Origin of the sequence: Desulfogranum marinum (genome assembly GCF_963675105.2) — a bacterium.
Taxonomy (GTDB): Bacteria; Desulfobacterota; Desulfobulbia; order Desulfobulbales; family Desulfobulbaceae; genus Desulfogranum; species Desulfogranum marinum.
On sequence record NZ_CAXXRO010000002.1, the window covers coordinates 306,154 to 332,010 of the forward strand.

At 47.7% G+C, this 25,857-nt stretch carries 19 protein-coding genes and 1 pseudogene; 14 read left to right on the top strand and 6 right to left on the bottom strand.

Features of this window, described 5'->3' with window-relative positions:
* The first annotated feature begins 157 nt into the window (after positions 1-157).
* The 3 genes from ACHZCY_RS02125 (at position 158) to ACHZCY_RS02135 (ending at position 3,949) form a co-directional block, all read left to right on the top strand.
* Positions 158-946, top strand: coding sequence for a TIGR00266 family protein (locus ACHZCY_RS02125; protein ID WP_205223210.1), 789 nt, complete (start codon positions 158-160; stop codon positions 944-946).
* Positions 947-1,337: 391 nt separating this feature from the next.
* A complete protein-coding gene (locus tag ACHZCY_RS02130) occupies positions 1,338-1,805 on the top strand; it encodes a (2Fe-2S)-binding protein (RefSeq protein ID WP_319547677.1) in 468 nt (155 codons plus the stop codon).
* The gene (locus ACHZCY_RS02135) at positions 1,802-3,949 is read left to right on the top strand and encodes a xanthine dehydrogenase family protein molybdopterin-binding subunit (RefSeq protein ID WP_319547678.1); all 2,148 of its coding nucleotides are present in this window, start codon (positions 1,802-1,804) and stop codon (positions 3,947-3,949) included. Before ACHZCY_RS02130 ends, ACHZCY_RS02135 begins: the two co-directional genes overlap by 4 nt.
* 4 nt (positions 3,950-3,953) lie before the next feature.
* Here the strand turns inward: ACHZCY_RS02135 and ACHZCY_RS02140 are convergent.
* A pseudogene (locus tag ACHZCY_RS02140) lies at positions 3,954-4,333 on the bottom strand (ATP-binding cassette domain-containing protein); the annotation flags it as partial.
* Between the two features lie 146 nt (positions 4,334-4,479).
* Here ACHZCY_RS02140 and ACHZCY_RS02145 point away from each other — a divergent pair.
* From ACHZCY_RS02145 to ACHZCY_RS02165, 5 genes are all read left to right on the top strand, one after another.
* Entirely contained in the window at positions 4,480-5,760 is a 1,281-nt protein-coding gene (locus ACHZCY_RS02145) for a carbohydrate porin (RefSeq protein ID WP_319547680.1), read from the top strand.
* A 29-nt stretch (positions 5,761-5,789) separates the two neighbouring features.
* Positions 5,790-8,315, top strand: a complete 2,526-nt coding sequence (gene ptsP / locus ACHZCY_RS02150) for a phosphoenolpyruvate--protein phosphotransferase (protein WP_319547681.1) — start codon at positions 5,790-5,792, stop codon at positions 8,313-8,315.
* A gap of 4 nt (positions 8,316-8,319) precedes the next feature.
* A complete protein-coding gene (ptsG, locus tag ACHZCY_RS02155) occupies positions 8,320-10,104 on the top strand; it encodes a PTS glucose transporter subunit IIBC (protein ID WP_319547682.1) in 1,785 nt (594 codons plus the stop codon).
* 835 nt (positions 10,105-10,939) lie between these two features.
* Positions 10,940-11,902 (top strand): TAXI family TRAP transporter solute-binding subunit, encoded by a 963-nt coding sequence (locus ACHZCY_RS02160; protein ID WP_319547683.1) that lies wholly within the window; start codon positions 10,940-10,942, stop codon positions 11,900-11,902.
* A 177-nt stretch (positions 11,903-12,079) separates the two neighbouring features.
* Positions 12,080-13,804, top strand: a complete 1,725-nt coding sequence (locus ACHZCY_RS02165; protein WP_319547684.1) for a TRAP transporter permease — start codon at positions 12,080-12,082, stop codon at positions 13,802-13,804.
* A 460-nt stretch (positions 13,805-14,264) separates the two neighbouring features.
* Here the strand turns inward: ACHZCY_RS02165 and ACHZCY_RS02170 are convergent, their stop codons facing one another.
* The gene (locus tag ACHZCY_RS02170) at positions 14,265-14,534 is read right to left on the bottom strand and encodes a substrate-binding domain-containing protein (protein ID WP_319548316.1); all 270 of its coding nucleotides are present in this window, start codon (positions 14,532-14,534) and stop codon (positions 14,265-14,267) included.
* 117 nt (positions 14,535-14,651) lie between these two features.
* Here ACHZCY_RS02170 and ACHZCY_RS02175 point away from each other — a divergent pair, with 117 nt between their 5' ends.
* The 6 genes from ACHZCY_RS02175 to ACHZCY_RS02200 all read left to right on the top strand — a co-directional run bounded on the left by ACHZCY_RS02175 (position 14,652) and on the right by ACHZCY_RS02200 (position 22,095).
* Positions 14,652-15,014, top strand: coding sequence for a GNAT family N-acetyltransferase (locus ACHZCY_RS02175; RefSeq protein WP_205223249.1), 363 nt, complete (start codon positions 14,652-14,654; stop codon positions 15,012-15,014).
* A 295-nt stretch (positions 15,015-15,309) separates the two neighbouring features.
* Entirely contained in the window at positions 15,310-16,893 is a 1,584-nt protein-coding gene (locus ACHZCY_RS02180) for an arylsulfatase (protein ID WP_319547685.1), read from the top strand.
* An 81-nt stretch (positions 16,894-16,974) separates the two neighbouring features.
* The gene (locus tag ACHZCY_RS02185) at positions 16,975-17,958 is read left to right on the top strand and encodes an HAD family hydrolase (protein WP_319547686.1); all 984 of its coding nucleotides are present in this window, start codon (positions 16,975-16,977) and stop codon (positions 17,956-17,958) included.
* 2 nt (positions 17,959-17,960) lie between these two features.
* Positions 17,961-19,244 (top strand): cytochrome b N-terminal domain-containing protein, encoded by a 1,284-nt coding sequence (locus tag ACHZCY_RS02190; RefSeq protein ID WP_319547687.1) that lies wholly within the window; start codon positions 17,961-17,963, stop codon positions 19,242-19,244.
* A gap of 84 nt (positions 19,245-19,328) precedes the next feature.
* Entirely contained in the window at positions 19,329-19,787 is a 459-nt protein-coding gene (locus ACHZCY_RS02195; protein ID WP_319547688.1) for a QcrA and Rieske domain-containing protein, read from the top strand.
* On the top strand, positions 19,759-22,095 hold the full coding sequence (locus tag ACHZCY_RS02200) for a tetratricopeptide repeat protein (protein WP_205223224.1): 2,337 nt from the start codon (positions 19,759-19,761) through the stop codon (positions 22,093-22,095). Before ACHZCY_RS02195 ends, ACHZCY_RS02200 begins: the two co-directional genes overlap by 29 nt.
* Before the next feature lie 186 nt (positions 22,096-22,281).
* On the opposite strand, the gene ACHZCY_RS02205 is transcribed toward ACHZCY_RS02200, so the two are convergent.
* Genes ACHZCY_RS02205 through ACHZCY_RS02220 form a run of 4 tightly spaced genes read right to left on the bottom strand, consistent with a single transcriptional unit; the run spans position 22,282 to position 25,845 of the window.
* The gene (locus tag ACHZCY_RS02205; RefSeq protein ID WP_319547689.1) at positions 22,282-23,460 is read right to left on the bottom strand and encodes a hypothetical protein; all 1,179 of its coding nucleotides are present in this window, start codon (positions 23,458-23,460) and stop codon (positions 22,282-22,284) included.
* The gene (locus tag ACHZCY_RS02210) at positions 23,441-23,665 is read right to left on the bottom strand and encodes a (2Fe-2S)-binding protein (protein ID WP_205223226.1); all 225 of its coding nucleotides are present in this window, start codon (positions 23,663-23,665) and stop codon (positions 23,441-23,443) included. The genes ACHZCY_RS02205 and ACHZCY_RS02210 overlap by 20 nt, the downstream gene beginning before the upstream one ends.
* Entirely contained in the window at positions 23,655-25,514 is a 1,860-nt protein-coding gene (gene uvrC, locus ACHZCY_RS02215; RefSeq protein WP_319547690.1) for an excinuclease ABC subunit UvrC, read from the bottom strand. The genes ACHZCY_RS02210 and uvrC overlap by 11 nt, the downstream gene beginning before the upstream one ends.
* Positions 25,495-25,845, bottom strand: coding sequence for a DsrE family protein (locus ACHZCY_RS02220; protein WP_205223228.1), 351 nt, complete (start codon positions 25,843-25,845; stop codon positions 25,495-25,497). Before ACHZCY_RS02220 ends, uvrC begins: the two co-directional genes overlap by 20 nt.
* Positions 25,846-25,857: the final 12 nt, after the last annotated feature.

The window sequence follows — 25,857 nt, forward strand, 5'->3', positions numbered from 1 at the left end:
ATGAATTAACAGGAAGAGGCTAGCGGGCTTAATTGGCAAAACGGTTTCGGTTGCCGATAGTCCACTATATCACAGTGGATCAATTGACAAGTGTTACCCTCTTTTATATCATAGAAAGTACAAATAATTACTGCCTATTAAAGCAAGAGGAACAACCATGCGCAGTCATGAAATAGATTATGAAATCATTGGTAATGATATCCAGATAATTGAGGTGGAGCTTGATCCGGGGGAAACAGTCATCGCGGAAGCAGGCGCCATGAACTACATGGAAGACGGTATCGGTTTTGCAGCAAAAATGGGCGATGGGTCGGAGTCGGAAAGCGGGATTATGGGGCTGCTTAAAGGCGTCGGCAAACGAGTTCTCACCGGCGAATCCATTTTCATGACCCACTTTACAAATAATGGTGGTGGGAAGAAGCGGGTTGCTTTTGCAGCGCCTTACCCGGGGAAAATTATTCCCATTGATCTAGGCACCATTGAGGGCGGGGAACTCTTATGCCAGAAAGATGCGTTTTTGTGCGCTGCCCTTGGCACTGAGATCAGTATTGCGTTCAACCAGAAACTGGGGGCGGGGTTCTTTGGTGGTGAAGGCTTCATCCTTCAGAAGTTGGTAGGCGACGGTATGGCATTTATCCATGCCGGTGGCACCGTCGTGAAAAAAGAACTCCGAGGCGATAAATTACTAGTGGATACCGGTTGCCTGGTCGGTTTTTCAACCGGTATTGATTACAGTATTGAGCGAGCCGGCAACCTGAAATCAATGTTCTTCGGCGGTGAAGGGTTATTCCTTGCCACCTTACAGGGCCATGGAGCCGTGTGGTTACAAGGCCTGCCGTTTTCCAGAATGGCGGATCGTATCATCGCCAACGCACCATCGGCTGGTGGTGAAAGCAAGGGAGAAGGTTCAATGCTGGGCAACCTCGGCACGTTCTTTGAGAAATAAAGTACTGCTCTTGTCCGCCTTTGCCTGTTTTTATCCTGTAGCAAGAGTACTTGATTTGGAAACCTCAAGTATCAGGTTAAGTTATCATCTGACAACTGACAGGTCAAACATCTTATACTATCAGCTTTAGCCCGAATTTTTTATGAACATCATGGGTGTCTGTACAATTGTAAACAATTTCAACGTGTTGAGCATTAATAAATGAAGTTGTAAATTTTTACAATATTCACCAAAGGTGCCGGTAAACGGTATCAAAAATTTAGCAAGGAGTATGAGGGGGCAACTCTACCACGTCGGTTGGTCTGAATTACCATCTTGTTGAAATTATATTAACAGTGTTTCCAAGGTATAGCGATATAGATTGAAACTAAAATGCAGCTATGGAGGACATATGATTTCGTTACATGTAAATGGAGAGGTCAGTAAGGTTGATGTGGACCCCGATACCCCGTTGCTGTGGGTACTGCGTGATAGCTTGGGGATTACAAGCGTCAAGTATGCATGTGGGATTGCTGAGTGCGGTATCTGTACGGTGCTTATAGATGGTGAGGCTGTCCGGTCCTGTTCAATCACTGTAGAGGAAGTCGTTGGGAGCAAAATTCTTACAATTGAAGGCATCGCTGATGATCATCCTGTCAAGATTGCATGGATTGAAAAGCAAGTGCCCCAATGTGGGTATTGTCAACCAGGTGTCATGCTGCAGACTGTTGACTTTCTCTCCAGGGTGCCTGATCCGTCTGGTGAGCAGATCAATGAAGCTCTAGATGATGTAATTTGCCGATGCGGCTCCCATCCGCGGATGAAGCAGGCAATAAAGCTTGCTGCAGGAATGACCTCAACTGCGGGTGTGAAATCATGACTATCGATATAACAAGAAGGACCTTTTTGCAGCAAAGCAGCCTTGTTATTGGTGTAACGTTACTCTCAAATTCTTTCGAGCTCTGCAATGTGTCTTTTGTTAGAGCAGGTTCAGAACTGACATTTAAACCTCATGCTTTTCTCGAAATCGCAAAAGATGACTCGATAATAATCTGGATGGGGCAGACCAATCTTGGTCAGGGGACGCATACCGGTATCCCTATGATTATCGCCGATGAACTGGATGCTGCATGGGAAAATATTGGAGTGAAAATGGCGCTTGCTGCAGAACCGTTTAAAGACCCTCTGTGGCATGTCCAGTTAACCGGAGGTAGTACGAGCATTCGTCACCGCTGGGATATGCTACGCCAAGTAGGTGCAACAGCCCGTCAGATGCTTGTTGAGGCTGCAGCAGAGAAGTGGGGCGTTTCTGCGGAGAAATGCACGGCAAAAGAATCCAAAGTCTTTCACCCTGACGGACGCAGCTTCTCCTATGGAGAACTCGTAGAAACGGCAGGAAAAAGGAAAATTCCTGAAAATTCTCAGCTGAAAGATGCTGGAAAGTACAAAATAATAGGTATATCCAAGCAGCGACTAGATATACCGGATAAGGTAAAGGGGAAAACCGTTTACGGTATCGATTTTACCTTGCCTGAAATGTGCATAGCAGTGGTAGCTCGTCCTATTGCTTACGGTGCAAGCCCCCAATCCTACAATGAACAGGCTGCCATGGCTGTCAAGGGGGTGGTTAAGGTCATCCCCATTGATGATAAGATTGCGGTATGCGCAGAAACGACCTATGCGGCTATGCAGGGGCGAGATGCTCTCAATATTAAGTGGTCGGAAGGCTCCCATCCAGATTTGAATGATGAATACCTGGATGCCTTGTTTGTAAAACATCTTGAGCAACCTGGTGCGGTTGGCAAAGAAAGCGGAGATGCTGAAGAAGCTTTTGCTCAAGCTCACAAAACTGTAGAAGAATCCTATAAGCTACCGTATATCTCACACGCTCAGGTTGAACCAATAAACTGCACAGCTCATGTGGAAAAAGAGCGTTGTCGGCTATGGGTGCCAACGCAAGGGCAAACAGTTGCCCAGATGACAGCCTCCAAGATTACCGGGCTGCCACCTGAAAAAGTAGAGGTGATGACCACTTTTGCTGGTGGTGGTTTTGGTTTGCGTGGGGAACCTGATCCGGTTGTTGATTCGGTAATACTTTCTCAGGCTTTAGGCAGGCCTGTGAAAGTAATCTGGAGTCGTGAAGACGACTTTGCCAATGACTATTTTCGCCCAGGCAGTCAATGTCGAATAAAAGCTGGGCTCGATAAAGAGGGCAGGGTAGTCGCATGGATACATAAAGTTGCCGCCCCTTCAGTTATGTCTAGGGTGATGCCCCAATACGTAGAGGATGGAATAGATCCTGATGCCATTAGTGGCATCAGGGATATGCCATATTCTATCCCTAATCAGCTTGTAAACTATGTCATGTTGCAAGGGGTGCCTATACCTGTCGGTTGGTGGAGGTCTGTAGGGTATTCTGTCAATGTATTCACAGTAGAATCTTTTATAGATGAGCTGGCCCATAAATCTGGAAAAGATCCGCTCCAATTTCGCCTGGAGCACATGGAGAAAGGTTCTCGCCCTTATAAATTGTTGTCACTTCTCGCTGAAAAAGGTGCATGGAATAGTCCGGTTACCCAAGGAAGGGCAAGAGGGGTGGCCCTGACATTCTGTTTTGAGTCTATTGTTGCTCATATAGCTGAAGTTTCTGTGGACAATCGAGGGAAAATAGCGGTCCATAAAGTGATATGTGCTGTGGACTGTGGAACAGCCGTTTATCCTGATGCAATTAAAGCTCAGGCTGAAGCCGGAGTAGTTATGGGGTTAAGCCTGGCGTTTCATGAAGAGGTTCATTTTGATAATGGCGGGGTCAAGACAGCAAATTATGATGAATACCCTGTGCTGACCATGTCCGAGGTACCTGAAATTGAGGTACATATAGCAAGCAACAACCTGAAGGCAGGAGGCATTGGTGAACCAGTGCTACCCTCGGTAGCCCCAGCAGTTTCCAATGCTGTGTTTAAAGCAACCGGTGTGCGACTAAGAGAATTGCCGTTTAAGACTGAATTGTTGGTTAGTGGCTGATCGAACCAAGAGTCATGGCTTCGACTTGATCATGGGTGACATACAAGGTTGTTTTGCCCAGTTTTCTTTGTAACAGGGAGATTTCAGCCATGATCTGCGCACGCTGTTTCGCGTCAAGGTTTGACAAGGGTTCGTTCAAAAGAAAAACCGTTGGATTCCTTACAAGGGCCCGTCCCATGGCGACACGTTGCCGTTGATCAGGATTTTTCCATCGGTCACACTTTCAAGTCCGACCAGTAAGCGGAGTGCTGTTGACTTGCCGTACCCTGATGGTGCAATCAGGACGATAAGTTCTCCATCGCTTATTTTCAGGTCGAAATCTTTGAGCGCCAGGGTGTCGTCGGGATACCTCTTTGTTACCTTTTGAAAATCTAGCGTAGCCACAGTCAGCCTTTTATTTATTACCTCAAAATGTTTTTGCGTTGAATATGTACCCTGCAGGCAATAATGATATTTAAAGATAGATTCTAGAAAGGAACGATATTCGGCGACTCACATTTTTGGGGCTTTTCATCCAAAGGGAGGTCAGAATGCGGAATCTTTGTTCGAGCTGCCAAATCTGTTTTGCTTTACTTTTCTTATTCGCACCCACTGTTCATGGTGGTGAACTTTACTCAACCCAACAATACCTGACTGGTGACTGGGGCGGGAAACGGACTAAACTCAATGAGGCAGGGGTCCATATCGGTCTCAGTTACACGGCTGAGCCTGCCGCTTCTGTTTCCGGAGGCTTTGAGCAGGAGAGCACCTACCTGCACAACATTAATGCCGAGCTCAAGCTGGATCTCACCAAATTAATCAGTCTGCCCAAGACCCGATTCCTGGCAAAATACTCAAGCAGGAGTGGGGATAACCTGTCTGAAGATTATGTAGTTCCGGCTGCAACTGAAGATGGGCGGTACATCTACGGCGAATATTACAACAAAAGCCAGGAGGCTTTTGGCGGTCAGACCACTAAGCTTGTCAATTTTCAATTCACAACCCTGTTTACCGAGGACCTGTCTCTGGATTACGGGCGACTGGTGATGAATGATCTTTTCCTCCGTTCGGATCTGTACTGCAATTTCATGAACAACGCGATATGCGGTAGCCCCAAAGGGGTCTTCACCCCGTATTCTCTCAACGCCTACCCAGATGCCACCGCAGGTGTTCATGCCGGTTATAAGATTGGAGAAAAGGTGCAGATAAAGGCCGGTGTGTTTGACGGAGGCTGGACTGAGCAGGACAAGAATGGCTGGGACTGGACCCTGGGCGAAAATGGAATGGCCATAGCTGCTGAACTCCAGTTTTATTTTCATCGAGATGCTCAAGCAGGGGTCGACGATGTCGTCAAGATAGGGGTGAATCATCATACCGGTGATTTTCAGGCCTTTGATTCCGATGAAATTTCTGAAGGACAGACATCTTTCTGGGTACTTAGCGACTGGATGCTCTACCGCGAGGAAAGTGCTGATGACCAGGGCCTTGCGGCTTTCGGGTCAATAGTTTTCAACACGGATGATGAAATATCAGCGCTTCCGATGAGTATTACTGCCGGCTGTATCTATAGGGGGTTGATTCCGACCAGGGACAGGGACAAGCTAGGGTTAATGCTAACCTACGCTGAACACTCGGATTTCAATACCTATACACATGATTTCGTTGGTGAAAAGGAAAGAGGCAACGAGACCCTTGTTGAACTTACCTATAATATGGTTCTCGGGTATGGCCTGGAACTGATGCCTTCTATCCAATATATTTTGAATCCCAATGGTTCCAAAGATTTTTCCAATGTGACTGTGCTGGGCCTTAAACTCAATGTCAACCTCTAGTTATCCTCAACCAGTAAAGGAAGAGAAACATGGATAAAGTCATTGTAAAATCACCAATATCCGGAGTGATATACCCGATCGAGCAGGTTCCTGACCCGGTATTTTCGCAGAAAATGGTTGGAGACGGAATATCGATTGACCCTGTCAACAACGTCCTGGTCGCTCCCTTTGGCGGCACGGTCACTCAAGTGCACAGTGCCTGTCATGCGGTCACCATAACCCACCAGACCGGCCTGGAGGTAATGATGCATATCGGTATCGATACCGTTGCCTTGAAGGGTAAGGGCTTTACTGCTCATGTCAAAGAGGGGCAGGAGGTAAAGCAGGGGGATGAGTTGATCTCGATAGACATGGATCTTGTGGCGACCAGCGCCAAAAGCCTTCTTACCCAGGTTATTCTCACAAATGGTGAGCTTGTTGCCGATGTCGTTAAGACAAATGGTCTGGCTGAGCATGCTGTTACCGATCTGATGACGGTGACCCTGAAGAGAGATACAGGCGATGGAGAACAAGAGTCCGGCCTGGAGGTGCTGTCAGAGGCATTGGTTGTACCAAACCCAACCGGTCTCCATGCCCGGCCAGCAGCGGTGCTTGCCGCTCTGGCCAAAAAGTTTGATGCCAGAATCGAGTTGATAAAAGGAGAGGAGCGTGTCAATGCCAAGTCCGTAGTTGGCATCATGAAACTGAACGTCGCCCATCTCGACAAAATCCAGCTAAGAGCTATTGGCCCAGACTCGGAGTCTGCCGTGGCAGAGATATTGCCACAGATCGCAGGTGGCCTTGGCGATGAGGGGACAACTCCCGTCTCCGTACCTGCATCCATGGAACTATCTGAAGACCAGACCATAGTAACAGGGCCCAAAAGCGGTGATCCGAATCTCTTGCTCGGTGTTGCAGCAGCACCTGGGATTGCTGTGGGTAAAGCTGTCAGGGTGCGTGAAGAGGTCTTTGATTTTGAGGAAGAGGCCGATGATGCCCATCACGAAAATGTCCGTCTTGACAACGCAATAGAAGAGGCGAAAAACTATCTTGAGGCGCTACAAATAAACCTGCATAAGCAATCAGATGGGGCCAAGGCAGCAATCTTTGCTGCCCATCGGGAGATACTTGATGATCCGGACCTGCTGGATATCGCGAGGAGCCTGACAGCAAAGGGAAAAAGCGCGGAGTATGCCTGGCAGAATGCGTATACCACTCTTGCTGACCAGCTGGCCGTATTGCAAAACGAGATCCTTGCCGGCAGGGCGAATGATCTTCGTGATGTGGGAAAAAGGGTGTTGCGGATACTAACCGGTAAAGAGCCTGAAGAGTTGCAGCTGCCTGATGTAGCCATACTGGTAGCCGAAGAACTGACCCCATCGTTTACCGCTACCATAGACACAACAAAGGTCAAGGGGTTCTGCACGACCACTGGAGGTGCAACTTCGCATGTCGCCATCCTGGCCCGGTCCCTTGATATAGCTGCCGTGGCCGGGATCGAGGCCGAGGCACTTGAGATACAAGACGGGACCCCGCTCATTCTCAATGGCGGTAAAGGAACGCTGAGGATCAACCCTTCAGATGAGTTGATCCGGCAAACCCTTGAAGAACAGGCGGCTATGCAGGAGCAGAAGGAAAAGGATCTTGCGGCGGCAGGTGAAGCGGCAGTCACCACCGATGGGAAGAGGATGGAGGTTGTCGCCAATATCGGTGGGGTTGAAGAGGCGAGGGAATCGATAACCCTTGGCGGGGAAGGGGTCGGACTTCTCCGCTCGGAGTTTTTATTTCTTAAGAGAACCACTGCACCGACCGAGGACGAGCAGTATGAGGTGTATAGGGATGTCCTGCTTGCTCTTGAAGGTCGCCCCCTTATTGTTCGGACCCTGGATGTGGGCGGCGACAAGCCACTTCCATACCTGCCCATGCCGGTTGAGGAAAACCCCTTTCTCGGGCAACGAGGTATCCGTATCGGACTGGAGCGGCCTGAAATTTTCCGGGTCCAGGCCCGGGCAATCCTGCGAGCCGGAGCGTATGGCAAGATACGGATCATGTTTCCGATGATTGCAACCATACCAGAGTTTCGCGAAGCCAGGCAGATGTTGGAGGTAGAGCGGGAAAAACTCGGAGTCGCGCCAATCGAGGTCGGCATCATGGTCGAAGTTCCGTCCACCGCTGTGATGGCTGAACAGTTTGCAAAAGAGGTTGATTTCTTTTCGGTCGGTACCAATGACCTGACCCAGTACTGTCTGGCCATGGATCGGGGACATCCTAAACTTGCATCCAAGGTGGATGGTATGGACCCATCTGTCCTTAGAATGATCCGGCAGGCGGCAGAAGGGGCTCATAGTCAGGGGAAGTGGATTGGAGTCTGCGGTGGCCTGGCCTCTGATCCCGATGCCGTACCAATACTTATCGGACTGGGGGTTGATGAACTTTCAGTATCCGTACCCGCCCTGCCTTCAATCAAGGCGGAAGTTCGAAACTGGTCGGAGAGCGATTGTCGTAAGTTGGCTGAGGATGGTATCCACTGTGTTTCCAGTTCAGAGGTGCGCGAACTGGTAGGAAATGCGAGGTGATGGCATGATAAAGAGTATGTGGAATCAGGGGTTCGCTTTTCTGCAGAAAATAGGAAAATCACTTATGCTGCCGGTTGCCATTTTACCGGCAGCCGGTATCCTTCTTGGCGTGGGGAGCGCTGAATTTTCAATCTTTCCTGAAATTGTCAACTCCATGATGGCAGCCGCCGGGGGTGCAATTTTCGGCAACCTGGCCCTTTTGTTTGCTATTGGCGTTGCCCTGGGATTGACAAAGAATGATGGTGTGTCCGCATTATCGGCTGCGGTAGGGTATGCGGTGATGGTTGCGACAATGGGGGTAGCCGCAGGTCTACTTGGGTTGGAGACGCGATCCGTACTCGGTATGGACTCCATTGATACCGGTGTATTTGGTGGGATATTGGTTGGTGGCCTGGCTGCTTTTCTGTTCAATAAATACTATCGTATATCCCTCCCTTCATATCTTGGCTTTTTTGCCGGCAAACGATTTGTGCCGATTGCCACCTCCTTTGCAGCCATATTGCTTGGCGTTGTGCTCAGCTTTATCTGGCCCCCTGTTCAACATGGCATTGATGCGTTTTCCGAGTTTGCCTCGACCGGTAATACCACCCTGGCAGTTGGGATCTACGGGTTCGTGGAGCGGCTGCTGATTCCCTTTGGTTTACATCATATCTGGAATGTCCCTTTTTTCTTTGAACTGGGGAGTTTCACCACTCCGGACGGAGAGGTCGTACGGGGAGTTCTGAATCGATTTTTTGCAGGGGATCGTCAGGCAGGAATCTTGGCTGGTGGTTTTGTGTTCAAGATGTTTGGTCTGCCTGCTGCAGCACTTGCCATATATCACACGGCAAAATCTGAAAACAAGGTAAAGACAGGGAGTATTATGCTGTCAGCCGCTCTTACCTCCTTTCTCACGGGTATCACCGAGCCCCTTGAGTTTGCTTTCATGTTTCTTGCACCTCTGCTTTATCTGTTTCATGCGGTACTGGTCTCAGTTGCTTTTGTCGTGACCTACCTGCTGGATGTGCGCATGGGATATTCATTTTCTCATGGTCTGATTGACTATCTTTTGTTTTATGCCATCAATATAAAGCCCTGGATGATCCTTATCCTGGGACCGATTTTCGGCGGTATCTATTATGTGGTATTTAGGCTGGCCATCACCATGTTGGATCTGAAAACACCGGGAAGGGAAGACGCCGAGGCTGATGCGGATGAGGCGCGAAATGTAGCCGCAGATACTATGGCAAAGCAGCTGGTCCTCGCCTTTGGCGGTAAATCGAATATTGTTAGTCTTGATGCCTGTATCACCAGACTGCGGGTGGAAGTAAACGATATCACCAAGTCCAACCCGGATAAGTTAAAAGCACTTGGAGCAGCAGGGGTTGTCACTGTAGGAACAGGCCTCCAGGCCATTTTTGGGACCAGGTCGGAAAACCTGATGACCGATATGCTACTGTATCTTGAGACAGCAGGTGAGGATGCCGAGCTGACAGACCAAGAAATGCCCTCTGAAATCTCCTACAAGGAGGATGCGGTCCGACCTAAACTGCGAGATCAAAATGCGCCGCAGAAAGTTGCCGAGTGGCTGAGTGCACTCGGCGGCGTGGAAAATGTAGGGATGGTTGAAGCCTGTGCGCAGACAAGGCTGAGAATACGTATCAAGGATTTCACCAAAGTCAATCAACAAGCCCTGTTGCAAAAAGGGGTCGAGGCGATTGTTCCCATTGATGATACTCTCGTTCATCTGCTGACTGGGTTGAATGCAGACCAGTATGCAGCGGAGATGGGCGCTCAGGTAGCTGGGTAATAGGAACTTGTCATCAGTAGAGTCTTGCACAGGCGGGAGGTGGGCATGGAGGTTACCCCAAACCTGCCTGTGACGGGACGTTTGTTAATTTTAATAGCAGGAATTCTTTTTCTGGTAGTTCAAATTGACCAGCCAAAGGCTTGGGCTGTTTACAGTTCTACTTTGTCCTGAACAATGCTTATTCGTACTGGTGAGTACTTGCCCACAAGATCACCACCGGGCATAGTTACGGTCTGTTCGGTGAAGCTGGGTGAGTGTAGATATGTACACCACCATGTAATAGGTCCAGCTGTCATCTTCGCTCACGACACTGATCAGATGATTAATTGCAGTTGCGCCGGGAGATATAAATGGTCATGTTTGCTGACCAATGGGGTGAAAAAGAGCTATAGCGTCAAATCAAGAGGTCTAAACTTTCAATTGGGCTAAAGAAAGAGCAAGAAACACATCTTTGCCGGACCAATAGATGCCACAAAGACTATTGACCTGAAATATTTTCGACTATTTTCTGTCCCCTCTTGAGACATTTCTTGCTGCTACTCGTAATATATTTTCCACTTAGCAGTTTGTTCAAATCCTCCAAGCCTCTTTCCTGCTCACACTTCGCTAATTCCCAAGTACAAATTATCCCTTGTTGAGGATTGGTGGTAATCAAATATTTATTTGAAATAACAACTAAAAGAAGATAGATTGTAAAGAGTTGATGATTGATTGGAAGAAGAATTTGTAAGAGTTAGGATTTGTTTACAAAATAATGCCCTATCGTTTATTATCAGTGACAAATGTCACAGTTAAGCCTCACTCTCAACAACCCAAAGCTAGGAGGATGTCACAAATGAAACAGATCGTTAAAATTTCAACCCTGCTTATCGTAACAACCCTCGTCTTCTCGATGCCAACAATGGCCAAGCTTTACGTCTTTGGTGGCGGCCCAGCCGGTGGTACCTTTCAGACCGTCGCCAACGCTGTTCAGGTTTACGGGCCGATTAAAGATCTGGCCAAAGATGGAGTCACCATCAAAACCCAGTCGTCAGGTGGCTCGATCGCCAATTTGCGTAACGTCGACAAAGGCAAAGTTGCCTTCGGCACTGTCTACTCCGGCCATGTTTACCTTGGCGCTAACGGCCTGCTGAAGAACGACACGAAAAAGTACCAAAATGTTCAGGCTGTTGCTTTCCTTTATGGTGCTCCGGCACAACTGGTGGTCAAAAAAGGATCCGGTATCAAGTCAACCAAGGATCTGGTCGGCAAAAAGGTCGGCGTCGGTAACGCTGGTTCTGGAGCCTTCGCCAACTGCGAGCTCTTCTTCACCCACATGGGCGTTTGGGACAAGGTTGAGCGCAACGCCATGGGCTACAACGATGCTGCTGCCGCTTTCGGCAATAACCAACTTGATGCTTTCTGGCTGTTCACCGCTTTCCCATCCGGCGCTATCATTATGGCTGCCCAGACCAACGACATCGAGTTGATTGATCTTGGTGCCGATGCCACTGCTTCCGGTTTCTATGACAAGTATCCCTACTTCGGCAAAATTAAAGTGCCGGCCGGCACCTACAAAGGTATTGAAGCCGACGTACCATCCTTCCAGGACTCGGCTCTTTGGGTTGCCAACAAAGACGTTCCAGAAGACGTCGTTTACAACATGCTCAAAGCAATCTTCACCGACGAAGGCCTGGCACACATGGTCGCTCAGAAGAAAACCTTCAAGGCCATGGCCGTTAAAAAAGGCGCTGACGGCATCGTTACTCCGATGCATCCAGGCGCTACCAAGTTCTGGAAAGAAAAAGGCGTGCTCTAATATCGCTGTCTGAGAACAATGTACTCGGGGCAGGGGATCCCCCTCTGCCCCGAAGTTTGCATACAGTGTAAATTGAGAATATTGGGAACAGGCAGCAGCGAATAATTCGACCCGATTCTATCCCCGGCTTCGTGTTCCCCATAGTATCGTCAACCTTTAATGATCCAGAGGTGTTCTGTGTATCAAAAGCTAAAACGATTTGAACAAATTATATTTGATATCTGCGCCATGGGGCTGCTGCTGTTCTATTCATACGCCGCCATCATCACACCGGCAGCTACCCAGTATCACCGCGGCATCTATGTCATCATTACTTATATCTTGGTTTTTTTGAGCTACCGCTCGAAAAACATCTTACTGCGGGTGCTCGATTACATTTTGATGGTTGCCTCGATCATCTCGATAAGCTACTGGATCGTCAATTTTGAGGTTATCAATTACCGGACAGGCGCCGAAACCCAACTCGACACCATCATGGCGGTCATCGGCGTGGTTATCAGCGTTGAACTGGCCCGGCGGGTGGTCGGTAACGTCTTTGTCGTTATCGGCTCTTTGATGCTTGCCTACGGCGTCTACGGCGCCCATGTGCCGGACCTGTTTGCCCATGCCGGGGCAACATTCCCGGAACTTTGCATCGAAATTTTCTACCGCAGCGACGGCATCTTCGGCATCATGGCCAACGTTCTCGCAACTTACATTCTGCTGTTTGTACTTTTCGGCGCATTTCTGGAGAAGTGTGGCGCACAGAGATTTTTTATTGATTTTCCTCTAGCAGCAGTCGGTCACAAAATCGGCGGCCCAGGCAAGGTAGCAGTCATAGCTTCCGGCCTGTTCGGTTCGATCTCCGGTAGCGCCATCGCCAATACTGTCTCAACCGGAGCCTTCACCATCCCGATGATGAAAAAAGCAGGTTTCAAACCGCATATCGCCGGAGGTATCGAACCGGCAGCATCGATCGGCGGGATGTTCATGCCACCGATCATGGGTGCGGGCGGTTTCATCATGGCCGAATTGACCGGGGAGCCCTATTCGCGGATCATGCTGGTCGCTCTATTTCCTGCCATCATGTACTTTTTCAGCGTCTTCGTCATGGTCCATTACGAGGCCAAAAAGGACAACATCGTCGGTGAAAAGTCCGAACATAGCGCCATGGGAATCCTCAAGGCAGAGTGGTATTACACGTTGCCACTGGTCGTTATCACCATCTTCATGCTCTACGGCTATTCGCCAGGCTACTCTGCTATTATCGGTCTGATCACCTGCATCGTCGTCTCCTGGTTCCGCACTGAAACACGCATCGGCCCGAAGCAATTTCTAGAAGCAGCACGTGAGGGTGCCGAAAGTAGTCTCAAGATCGGTGCAACTGTGGGTGTTATAGGAATTATTATCGGCGTTCTGACCTATAGCGGTCTGGTGCTGACCTTCGCTGATATCGTTATCGAAATGGCTGGCGGTTCGCTGGTCCTGACCATCCTGCTGATTGCCTTGGCTTCGCTGGTTCTTGGAATGGGTGTGCCGGTCACCGCCGCCTACCTGATTACGGCTGTGGTCGCGGTTCCGGCCCTTACTCACCTGGGTGTAAACGAACTAGCCGCGCACATGATCGTTTACTGGTTGTCTCAGGATTCCAATATTACACCGCCAGTCTGTATCGCCGCCTTTGCCGGCGCAACCATTGCCAAGGCAAATATGTGGAAGACAGCTTTTTCTGCCTTCAAGTTTGCCAAATTCCTCTACCTTGGTCCCTTTCTGTTTGGCTATGTCCCAGGGTTTTCCCTCAACGGCACGACAATGGATATCGTCAAGGCCTTCATCTTGATTATCATCGGAACCTACTTCTATTCCTGGTTCCTCAGTGGCATCTGGATCCGCTGGTTTATACCGAACAAAAAGGCGGCATAAACCAGCAGTTAAAAACATCTACGCCCCATTTTTGGGTAGATATTTGCCACGTAGCTCAGAGACCGGTAATTTTATCGAATGTGGTGGTTGAAAAGGAGGAAGTATGCTGGCAGAGGCATTAACCTTCGACTCCTTAAATAGATTAAACTTAGAAAGCGATAAGTATCTGTAGTTAATTAAATAATATTTAAAATTATAGTGTCGTGCGCATGACTTTATAGGGTAACCCCGAAAAAGGCGTACACATGATTCGATACAGGAGCAGCAAGCAGCTCACGCTCGACGGATTTCACCGTGCCATTTGGCGGCAAGCTGAATCCTGACAACAGGTGGGTGAAGGGGGGCGAAATTATTCCCTGGGATGACCTTGCCGTCGGTTATTATAAGACCATGGATGATTGATGTGGTAGGAATTTGTAAAATTGTACGTTTGCCAAAACCTGTTTCCTCGAATGCTAAGTTATTGTTGGGTGCTTTCTCCTTCAATAAGCCTAAAACCAAGATTAATTATATTTGACTCTAACTTTTCCCCGTTAATTCTTTTCAATGCAGATTCTGCTGCAATTTTCCCGATTTTTCTTCTTGGCGAGTGAGTGGTCGTCAGCCTGGGAGACGTTAACCGACCGGTGACGAGGTTGTTAAAACCGGTTACTGCTTTATCTTCAGGCACTTGCACTCCCAATCGATTGAAAGTTAAGAGCATTGCTGATGCAAAAGTATCATTATGAATATACCGTCATTGTCTGTCTCTGAAATCCCAGAATCCTCCTAAAAACCATCTAGTAGTTGAAGAACTACGCTTGAGTGGAGGACTTATACTGTCACTGGTGGCAAACCTTGAAACCAGATAGTTGGCCATATTGCTTTTTCACCGATAAAAATCAACAATCAAGATTCTAAATGGGTTGGATTAGCACCGATTAGCGTTGACCCAAAACATCAAAATAATGGCATTGGAAATAAACTCATAAACGAGGGGTTAGACCGGGTACGTATGTTAAACTATGCCGGGGTTGTTGTCTTGAGTGACATGGATTGTTTCGAGCGATTCGGTTTCAATAATAAACCAAATTTAGAAATTCACGAAGAGCCACATAAAGACACTTATGCCGTTTCACTCAATGCGATGCCACCAGAAGGAAAGATCTCTGTTCATTCGGCATTTTCACGCCGTGCATGGGGGTACTCTTTATCATCAACCTATAATTAGTTGAAATAGCTACTATTCCCTTATGCCTCACATTATAGTGTGCCTAAAGGAGTGTGCATTTTGTAAACGAATTAGTGCCTTGAGAAATAGAGAGTTAGGTGTTGAGCAAAATGAAAACTCTCTTTTAATGGTGCCTGTTCCCTCTTTGCTTTTTCTCTGGCGTTAGTACACAATACGCTTTACCTTACTTACTAACGGTTTGTTGTTTTTGGGTAATTACTAAAAAAATGACAGAGCCAACCGCCAGTCATTTTTTAAGAGTTTACACCACTATTAAAGCTACACGGAGGGTTAGATGGAATCTAAAAAGAGAGTGTATTCTTTTTTTGCAGTAACCGCAGCCGTCGTCCTAGCTGTTGGTGTTGCACAGGCAGAGGCGTCCCCAAAACCTAATATTCTGGTCATCTGGGGAGATGACATCGGAATATCTAATGTTAGTGCGTATACAAAAGGTGTTATGGGATACCGCACCCCAAACATTGATCGAATTGCAGATGAAGGTATGATCTTTACTGACTATTATGGTGAGCAAAGTTGTACTGCAGGTCGCTCCTCCTTCATTATGGGGCAATCAGTTTTCAGGACCGGGCTCTCTAAGGTCGGACTGCCGGGTGCTGAAGAAGGAATGCAGGCAGAAGACCCCACCATTGCCACGGTGTTGAAGGCTCAAGGATATGCTACTGGTCAGTTCGGAAAAAACCATTTGGGTGACAGGGATGAGCATTTGCCTACCATGCATGGTTTTGATGAATTTTTTGGCAATCTGTATCACCTGAACGCCGAAGAAGAACCGGAAAATGAAGATTATCCACGTGATCTAAAGCTAGCAAGTGGCAAAACCTTTCTTGAGACTTTCGGGCCACGCGGTGTGATCCACTCCTGGGCTCAGCCGGATGGTACTCAGAAAATAGAAGACACTGGCCCGCTTACGAAAAAGAGAATGGAAACGGTGGATGATGAGACCTCTGAACGCGCTCTTGAATTTATGGAAGAGCAAGTTAAGGCCGGCAAGCCGTTTTTTGTCTGGTGGAACGGAACACGGATGCATTTCCGTACTCATGTTAAAGAGGAATTGCGCGGTATTTCCGGTCAGGATGAATATTCCGACGGCATGGTCGAACATGACATGCATGTCGGCAAATTCCTTGAAAAACTTGATCAGCTTGGTATTGCAGAAAATACCATTGTTTTCTACTCAACTGACAATGGCGTACACATGAATACCTGGCCGGATGCCGGCATGACCCCATTTCGAGGAGAGAAAAACACAAACTGGGAAGGTGCTTGGCGTGTTCCAGCAATGGTTCGCTGGCCTGGTAAAATTGAACCACTCAGTGTGAATAACGAGATCGTCCATCATATGGACTGGTTGCCAACTTTTGCTGCCATTGCCGGTGATAAGACGGTAAAAGAAGATTTAATACAAGGTACAAAGCTCGGCAACAAAGATTATAAAGTGCACCTAGATGGATACAACCTGCTACCAATGCTGACTGGTAAAACTGATGAAAGTCCCCGCAAAGAGGTTTTTTATTTTTCTGATGACGGTGACCTGACTGCTCTTCGCTATGATGATTGGAAGCTGCTCTTCATGGAACAAAAGGCAGTTGGCACTTTCCGTGTTTGGATGGAGCCATTTGTTCCTTTGCGTGTGCCGTTGATTTTCAACCTCCGCCGCGATCCTTACGAACGGGCTAGTTTAACCTCCAACACCTATTATGACTGGCTATTAGACCGGGCTTACCTGCTTGTCCCTGCCCAGACCTATGTTGGCCAATTCTTGAGTACATTTCAAGAATTTCCACCTCGTCAAGAGGCGGCAAGCTTCAGTCTGGATAAAGTAATGGAAAAGCTCACTGCAAATGGTGGGGCGCAATAAGAGATTTTATTGCGATCAAAAATAGTGGAAAACGGTAACTGACAGTTGTTAGTTGCCGTTTTTTTTCTGCCTGGAGGACTTATGAAACCATTGATTACTATAGTACTTTATGCACTTATCACTGCCAATCTGGCGTATGGGAATGAAGCGCTTCGCTCCTGGAATGATACTCATTCCAAACAACAAATTATTTCATTTGTTGAAGCTGTAACCATTAAAGAAAGTAAAGATTTTGTTCCGATTCCAGAGCGAATCGCTGTTTTTGATAATGATGGAACTCTCTGGGTTGAGCAGCCGGCGTACACTCAGCTTATTTTTGCGATGGATCGTGTAAAGGAAATGGCTGGTGAACATCCTCACTGGAAAAATACGCATCCCTTCAAGGCTGTTTTAGAAGATGACCATCAGGCCCTTGTAGATTCAGGCGCGAAGGAAATTATGCAACTGGTCATGGCAACCCACAGCGGGATGAATACTGAAGAATTCAGCAGCGCGGTCGAGACATGGGTTAAAAAAACAAAAGATTCACGCTTTGGTCAAAAGTACCCCGACCTGGTCTACCAACCCATGTTAGAACTCCTGGAGTATTTACGAGATAACGGATTTAAAATCTATATTGTTTCAGGCGGTGGTGTGGAGTTTATGCGTACTTTTGCTGAAAAGGTGTATGGAATCCCACCGGAACAGGTGATTGGTTCATCCGTGAAAACGCAATTTGAAATAGTGAATGGAGTGCCACAACTAAAGAGGCTCCCGGAAATTTTCCATTTTGATGATAAGGAAGGTAAACCCATCGCAATTCAGACCTTTATTGGCCGTAGACCCATACTCGCCTTTGGCAACTCAGATGGTGATCTCCAGATGCTCCAATGGACCGCTGCAGGCAAACACAAAAGTTTTTGTGGTTTGGTACACCATACCGACGCAGAGCGTGAATACGCTTATGACCGCGAGAGTCATGTTGGCAAGCTCGATAAGGCATGGAAAGAAGCGGATGAAAAAGGTTGGGTTCTGGTGGATATGAAAAAAGAGTGGAAGCACGTTTTCTCATTTGATAAACAGTAAGAATGGCTAAGTCTACTGAAAATAGATCTTTAACGTTCTCTTCTTTCGTTTTTCATCTCCATCCTCCGAAGGTTCACGCTGAGACTCTACGCTTTACGCTGAGCTTCGGCCTCGGTGGTATGGCAGCTACTCTGGTAGTACTGCTTTTGGTCACAGGGTTACTGCAGTTGCTGAGTTACTCTCCCCAGATTGATCAAGCCTACTTGTCCATACAGCAAATGTATCAGCCAGGTGGGCTTGGCGGATTTATCCGTAATTGCCATTATTGGGCTGGGAACTTGCTCGTTGTCATAACCTTTTTCCACTTTCTACGAGTGTTTCTGACCACGGCTTTTACCGGGCCGCGTCGGTATAACTGGATAGTGGGGCTCGCGCTGTTTCTCCTGGTCGTGTTTGCTAACTTCACCGGCTACCTGATGCCGTGGGACCAGTTAGCCTATTGGGCGGTAACTATTTTCACCAGCATGCTTTCGTATATACCTGTGATTGGCAGTGAACTGATGACTTTACTTCGTGGAGGGCAAGAGGTTGGCTCTGAGACGCTGGCAACTTTTTATGCCATTCACACAGGAATTATTCCAGTGCTAATGGTTGTGTTGCTGCTATACCATTTCTGGATGGTCAGAAAAGCAGGTGGCCTTATTAAGCAGGAAAATACCAGCGGAGTAGCGCCCGCACGCATTACCACCCATCCTCATTTGGTTGCCAGGGAAGTAGCTGTAGTGTGCCTCATCCTTTCAATAATTCTATTGTTTTCAGCCGTTATAGATGCCCCGCTTGGAGCGGAGGCAAACCCGGGGCAAAGCCCCAATCCTGCCAAGGCTGCCTGGTATTTCATGGGGCTTCAGGAACTTTTGCTTCATTTGTATCCATCCTTTGCTATTTGCGTGGTTCCACTACTTGTTTTGTTTTTCTTTATTCGTCTCCCTTTTGGGGTAAAGGAAACTCCTGCCAAAGGAGTATGGTTTGGAGGAAGAAAAGGAGCCTTAAACGCTGCAATAAGTGGCATTGCTGGTACTGGTCTGACATTTTTCACTGTGCTTATTGATGATACATTTCTGATTCGGAAAGGTAGTTCGCAACTCTCCTGGCTGTGGCGTGGACTTGTTCCCACCATTGGCTGCTGCCTTATCCTGGTACTCCTCTATTTCATTTTAGTTCGGATAAGGAAATGTTCTGCTGGAGAAGCACAGATTGGAGTTGTGAGTTGTTTTCTCTGTGGAGCAGCCTCCCTCACCGTGATCGGCATTTGGCTGCGAGGAGCTGAAATGGCGCTTGTCTGGTAATCAATACTCTGGCAAAACATTATGAAACTATCAAAAAAAACTACAGGTAGAAGCAAGAGTACTGGTACTGGTCGCAGAAACTTAATGGTTCGCTTTTGGCATGTTCTTGTTGCTTTAGCGAGTTTTGAGTTGCTATGGGTTGCAGGTTCCTTGCTAAAATCAAGGAGAGTTAACAGGGATAAGGCGCAAGGCAGCAGTCACCTCATTGCGGCAGGAAACGTTAACCAGTTTAAGCCTGGAGAAGTGAAAGGTATACCACAGGGCGGTTTTTATTTAGTTTGCCAAGAAGATGGGAGCTTTCTAGCTCTTTCAAAAACATGTACTCATCTTGGCTGTACCGTTCCCTGGAATAAGGAAAAACAGCAATTTACCTGCCCTTGCCACGGCTCGACCTTTGATTCCACAGGCCTGGTTATGGCAGCTCCGGCAACTCGTCCGCTTGACTACTATCCACTCAAGATTGAGAACGGTGAAATATGGGTTGATATTGCTGTGCCCGTAAAACGAGATGCCTTTGCATCTTTCCAGATTGGGCGTTCTTAAAATGGTTGCAGACAACCCCTCTCAAGCACCAGGGCAGCGGGAATCTCAAACAAGGATATGGCAAATCGTTGGCATGGTGGCTGCTCTGCTCTGCCTTATTTCCCCTTTTATCTACCTGCAGCGAAGTGAGTATTCAGTTAAACCTGTCATCAAGGGTGCCCCTTCATTTGTTGGGAGTGGGCAATGCAGGCCGTGTCATCAAGAGGCCTACGCAAAGTGGAAGGGCTCACACCACGACCTGGCCATGGATATTGCAAGCGAAGAGACGGTTCTTGGTGATTTTAACAATGTTCAGTTTGTTGATCCTTACTCAGGGGCTGCAAGCCGTTTTTTTCGCAAAAATGGTGACTTTTATGTGGAAACAGAAGGGCCGGGTGGAGCGGTAGGCGTTTTTAAGATAACTCATACCTTCGGTGTGTATCCGAATCAGCAATATCTTATCCCTTTTCCTGGTGGTCGGCTTCAATGTTTGAATGTTGGTTGGAATGCAAAGCAAAGCACATGGTACAGGCTTCCACCATACGAGGTTGATGGTCCTGATGACTGGCTGCACTGGACCAAAGGCGGACAAACCTGGAATGGAATGTGCGCGGAGTGTCATTCGACCAAACTTGAAAAAAGGTATGATAAAACCACAGACACTTATGATACCCGCTGGTTTGAAATTCATGTCGGGTGTGAAGCGTGCCATGGACCTGGGAGCAATCATGTAAGCTGGGCCAACAGGCCTGTATTGGCTCGTCCTCAGGTTGAAAATTATGATCTGCCTGTCAACACGGCCACCATAGATAATCAAAAACAAATCGCCATCTGCGCGCCCTGCCACTCCCGCAGGTATCAACTTGGAGACAACCTCCATGACGAGGGAGAAATACTGGATAAAATTGTACCCTCTTTGCTGATGGAAGGGCTGTATTATCCAGATGGCCAGATAAGCGAAGAAGTATATGTCTACGGTTCATTTGTTCAATCAAAAATGTACCAGCATGGTGTTCGCTGCAGTGATTGCCACGACATGCACAGCTTAAAGCTCCATAAAGAGGGAAATGATCTCTGCCTGCAATGCCACCGTGCCGGCAGCTACGATACCCCGTCCCATCATTTTCATAAACAAATCCATGAAGGAAAACCAAGCAAGGGCTATCTCTGCGTGAAGTGCCACATGCCGGGACGTGTTTATATGGGGGTTGATTACAGACCGGACCATAGCTTGAGAGTCCCCAGGCCCGATCTGAGTGAAAAAATCGATGTGCCTAACAGCTGTTCAACCTCTGACTGCCATCAGGATAAAGGGCTCGCCTGGGTGAACGACCAGTATACAAAGTGGTATGGTAAATCCAGGAAGCAACATTATGGTGAAATATTAGCTGCCGGTCGAAAACAGAACCCGGAGGCAATAGATGAACTTATTGGTGTGGCGGAAGATTCATTATTACCAGCAATTGTCAGGGCTACGGCTTTGGCTCTTTTAAGTCGTTATCCCCAGGAAAGAACGATTCCTGTTTATACCAGCGCACTGGAAGACGGTGATGCGTTGCTCAGGCACACAGCTCTTCGTAACGCGATCCACATTGATCCTGAGACCAGACTGCACTTGTTACAGGCAAAATTGTACGACCCTGTAAAGGCTGTCCGAATTGAAGCCGCAGCAGGCCTATCTGGTTTCCCGCTGGACGCAATCAATCCTCAACATCAAGAAAGGTTTCAGCAGATCCTGGCAGAGTATCGCACGGCAATGGAGTATAATAGTGATTTTGCACCACAACGGTATAATCTTGGCAATCTCGCTGCGGCCATTGGTAAGGGGGAGGAAGCAATCCAACTATACAGGGAGGCCCTGGCAATAGATGACCAGTTCTACCAAGCAAAGGTCAACTTGGCCATGCAGCTTAATCAACAAGGGGAAAACCTCAAGGCTGCCGATCTTTTTAAGCAGGTTCTTGAAGCGCAGCCTGATCTACACGAGATAGCCTACTCTTTAGGTTTACTCTTTGCAGAGATGGAGGAGTATGAGCAAGCAGCATATTGGCTTGGTCAAGCTGCCGATAACATGCCAAATCATAGCCGGGCCAGGTATAATCAAGCACTTGCATACTTGAAACTGGAGCAATGGGAGAATGGGGAAATGGCCTTGCTCAAAGCCCTTGAAAATAAGCCGGGGAACCGTGAGTATTTTTCCACGCTTGCTAACCTGTACTATAATTTTCGTCTCACAGATAAGGCCAGGATTCTTGCCGAAAAAACTTTGTTAACCCAGCCTGATCATGAGCTAGCGAAACAGCTACTAGAGGCCCTCTCCAGACAATAAATATTGTAAGTCTTGCGACCTTGGTTGACATGAAATGATAAATTCTTGGTCCAGGATCGCAGTTGACCTTCTCTGTACTACTCTTAAAATGGAAAACCCTATCTCAAGTTAAAATTGCCAAGAGCAGTGTCGGATTTAATCACACAACCTTTTAACAACAGGCTGGTCAAGTGTGAATTAGTCCACCTAAAGTAATCCGGCAAGGTGGTTGGCAGCATTGTTCGCTCCGTTGAGATTAATCTGAAAAGAGGGCGAGTGTTGGTCCTGGCTCCGTTGCAGTTGTTGAATAAGGAGGGAATAGAGCTTGTCAGTCTGTAAATCGTTTTCTGACACAGAAGTCAGGAAGTCGTGAGTGAAGCGGGAAAGCTTGTAGAGGTGCTGCTGCTGTTCATCATCCTGCATGCCTCTTTCCAGAACGACCGTAGGTACCTTTGCATGCAGCACATCGGTGATGGAGTTGTAACCACCGTATATGAGTGCTACACGTGAACAGGCCAAAGCCTCATGGTAAGATGGGCCAAAGGGGTGAATGTTGCAGTTTATAAGTTTGTTTATGTTTGATATGTAACTGTTTGTTTTGTCATTTATATATTCTTTTGGCAAGTAAAGCAGCCACTGGCCGTAGCTACTGTCTATTTGAGACAGCACCTCTCCCACCACTTTGAGCAATTGTTTTGAGCTTTCACCGAACCAGGGGATGGCAAGTGTTCCTGCATAGACGTTTGCCTTGATACCTGGAGCCGGTGCGCAAGCCTCCAGCTCTGCCATGCGCGATACATAGCCTGTCTCAAAAGGTCTGGTATCGAATATTGCTGCTAGTTTTTGGCAATGCTGAGGGCCAAGGACTTGGCTGTCTCCATACCACACAAGTGAATGGTAGTAGCGATTATACACTTCTGTAGCAAGCGGAGCCTGCACCTGGCGTACATTGCCGACCACACCTCGTACTCCAAGCACCCATCTGATATCATTAAGGGAAGAAGCCTTCAGTGCAGGCAGCAGCTCCTTGTGCTTGCCCAGTGGGGAATGATCCGCAACTACCAAACGGGGTTGATACAACGACAGCACCTGCTTGAGCATGGTTGCCCGCAGTTCACCGAGCTGCTGGTCGGAAAAATTTGATTTACCGTTTATGCCTTTGGATTTACCGTCCTTTACCACGGTTTCGTACCCTGGTAGCTTGATCCAGTCTAGAGGTGCGTTGCCGCGGAGTTCCTGGGTATGAGGAGTGCCGGACACAAAAAGTACTTTCAGGTTGGGGTGTAGCCTTCGTAGAGCCATGCCAATGGCTATGCTTCTGCTGGCATGACCAATCCCTCTGCCGTCATGGCAGTATAAGAGTATGTCAAGGCGCGAGGAAGTCATCTGGCATGTCCTCACCCAAAAGTTCCGCTACTTTTCTTCCGCACCGTTTTCCACCGCAACTACCGTCACCTATGTTGGTGATGGCGGCGACCTCTGCAAAACTCGTAGCGCCGTTTTCTATAGCTTCAATCAGTGCAATCAGTTTGACGCCTTTGCAGATACAGCCGGGCTTAAGTCGGGCCATCATTTTTTCATCAGGTTTCATTTTCAGTCGCGTGGAGTTGGGTGAAAATGGCATGGGCTAGATCCGGACCAATGCCTGATACTGTTTCAAGCTCATTTTGATCAGCAGCCATAACACGTTTGACGCTGCCAAAATGTTTGATTAGATTTTTTCTCCGCTTTTCCCCGACACCTTGCAGGTCGTCGAGACGCGAACGGAGCGTTTCTTTATTGCGAAGTTTTCTGTGAAAAGTAATGCCAAAGCGATGCGATTCGTCACGGATGCGCATAAGATAGAGCAGGGCAGGATTGTTAGGGGGCAGTAAAATCGGGTTTTTACGGCCAGGGCGAAATAATTTTTCTCCCTCTTCTCCTTTTTCTTTGGCAATGGCCACCAGATCCACGGAACCAAGGAGGCCTTCCTGTCCCAGTACATCGCAGGCTTTTGCGAGTTGGCCTTTGCCGCCGTCTAAAAGCAGCATGTCCGGGAGTTTTCTTCTTTTGTCACTCAGTTCGAATCTTCGCTGCAGGACTTCTTCCATCATTGCGTAATCATCTGGCGTGTCCAGGTTGCGTATACGGTAGTGCCGAAAATTTTTGGTATCTTTTTCGCCGTCGGCAAAACAGACCAGGGATCCGACTGCCTGTTTTCCCTGGAGATTGGATATATCAAGGCACTCTATGGTTTGCGGTACATTTTTAAGATGCAGTTTCTTTTGCAGGTTTGCTGCAAGCGTATTCCAGGACTTTTCTTTTTGTGCCTGTTCGGAAAACAATTTTTCCGCATTGCTGGCCGCCATCTGCATGAGTTGCATTCGTTTGCCCCGCTGGGGAACATGTAGAGTAACCGCAGAACCGCGCAAATCAACAAGATGATCCTGGACCAGGTCTTTGTCTTCTATCTCAAAAGGAAGCAGTATTTCGCGCGGAGGTATTCTTTGCCGGGAGTAAAACTGGAGCATTGCCTCAGTCAAAATGCCTCTATCGTCACCAATAGGATCAGGGATGAAAAAAGTCTGTACTCCGGTAATGATGCCGGCGCGCACAAAAAGCAGAGCGAGTCCAACAGCAGCATTTTGTCTGTAAAAACCGTATATATCCTGGTCGATGTGATGGTCGGCAACCACTGCCTGGTGTTCAATAGTTCGTTGCAGGCCAAGGAGCTGATCCCGGAAAAAAGCCGCCTTTTCAAACTGCAGTTCCTTGGATGCCTCCTTCATTTGTTTTTGCAAATCTGCTGCAACATCATCAGCCTTGCCTTCGAGAATCTGCAATACCGCGGCCACAGACTGCATATATTGATCATGGGACACTTTGCCTGCACAGGGAGCCAGGCAACGGCCCATTTGAAAATTGAGACAGGCCCGTTCCCTTTCTCTGAACTTTTTACAGCGTCGTAAAGGAAAAAGGGTGTAGAGCAACTTTAAGGTGGATCGCATGGCCGAAGTTGCGGCATATGGCCCGAAATAGCGATTTCCGTCACGTAGTCTTTTACGGGTGATGTTGATCCGTGGCCAACGCTCACTCGTTGAGACCATGATTAGCGGATAGTTTTTGTCGTCGCGGAGGATGACATTATAGCGCGGCCGGTGCTTCTTTATCAGAGAAGCTTCCAGGATAAGTGCTTCTTTTTCGGTAGTGGTAAGTATGGTCTCTGCTCTTCGTACATGGGAGAGCATAACACCGGTTTTGGAATGGGGTGGGCCTGAAAAATGAGCATATTGTGAGAGCCTTTTACGTAGGTTTATAGCTTTGCCTACGTACAAGACCTCACTTTTACCAAGCATCTGGTACACGCCGGGTCCAGTGCTGACGGTTGCAAGAAAATCACTGGAAAGTGGTGCCTCTTTTTCCAGTGATTTTGTGGAATCATCAGGGTTTGATATAGGCATATCCTTCGTTCTGTAACTCAATAAGGGTAACAATGCCGGCAGGAACTATCTCGCAATCAGGGACCAGTTCTTCCGTCTGGATTTCAAAATTGGTCAGGGCAAGATTGCAGACTTTAAAGGCAACAGCCTTTTTTTGCAGTTCGATGATTTTGGTTGCATGGTTGACACAGTTTTTTTCTATAAGTGCATTTACCGCAGGCCCGTTAAATAGCATCACCAGATCGTGAGGCTGCCTCTGTATTGTTTTGAGCAGGTTTGTAACATTAATCAGTCCAATCTCGAGTGCTTTTTCATCATCCATGTCAATATGGAAAACAGCCTTATAAATCATGTTGCCTCCTTT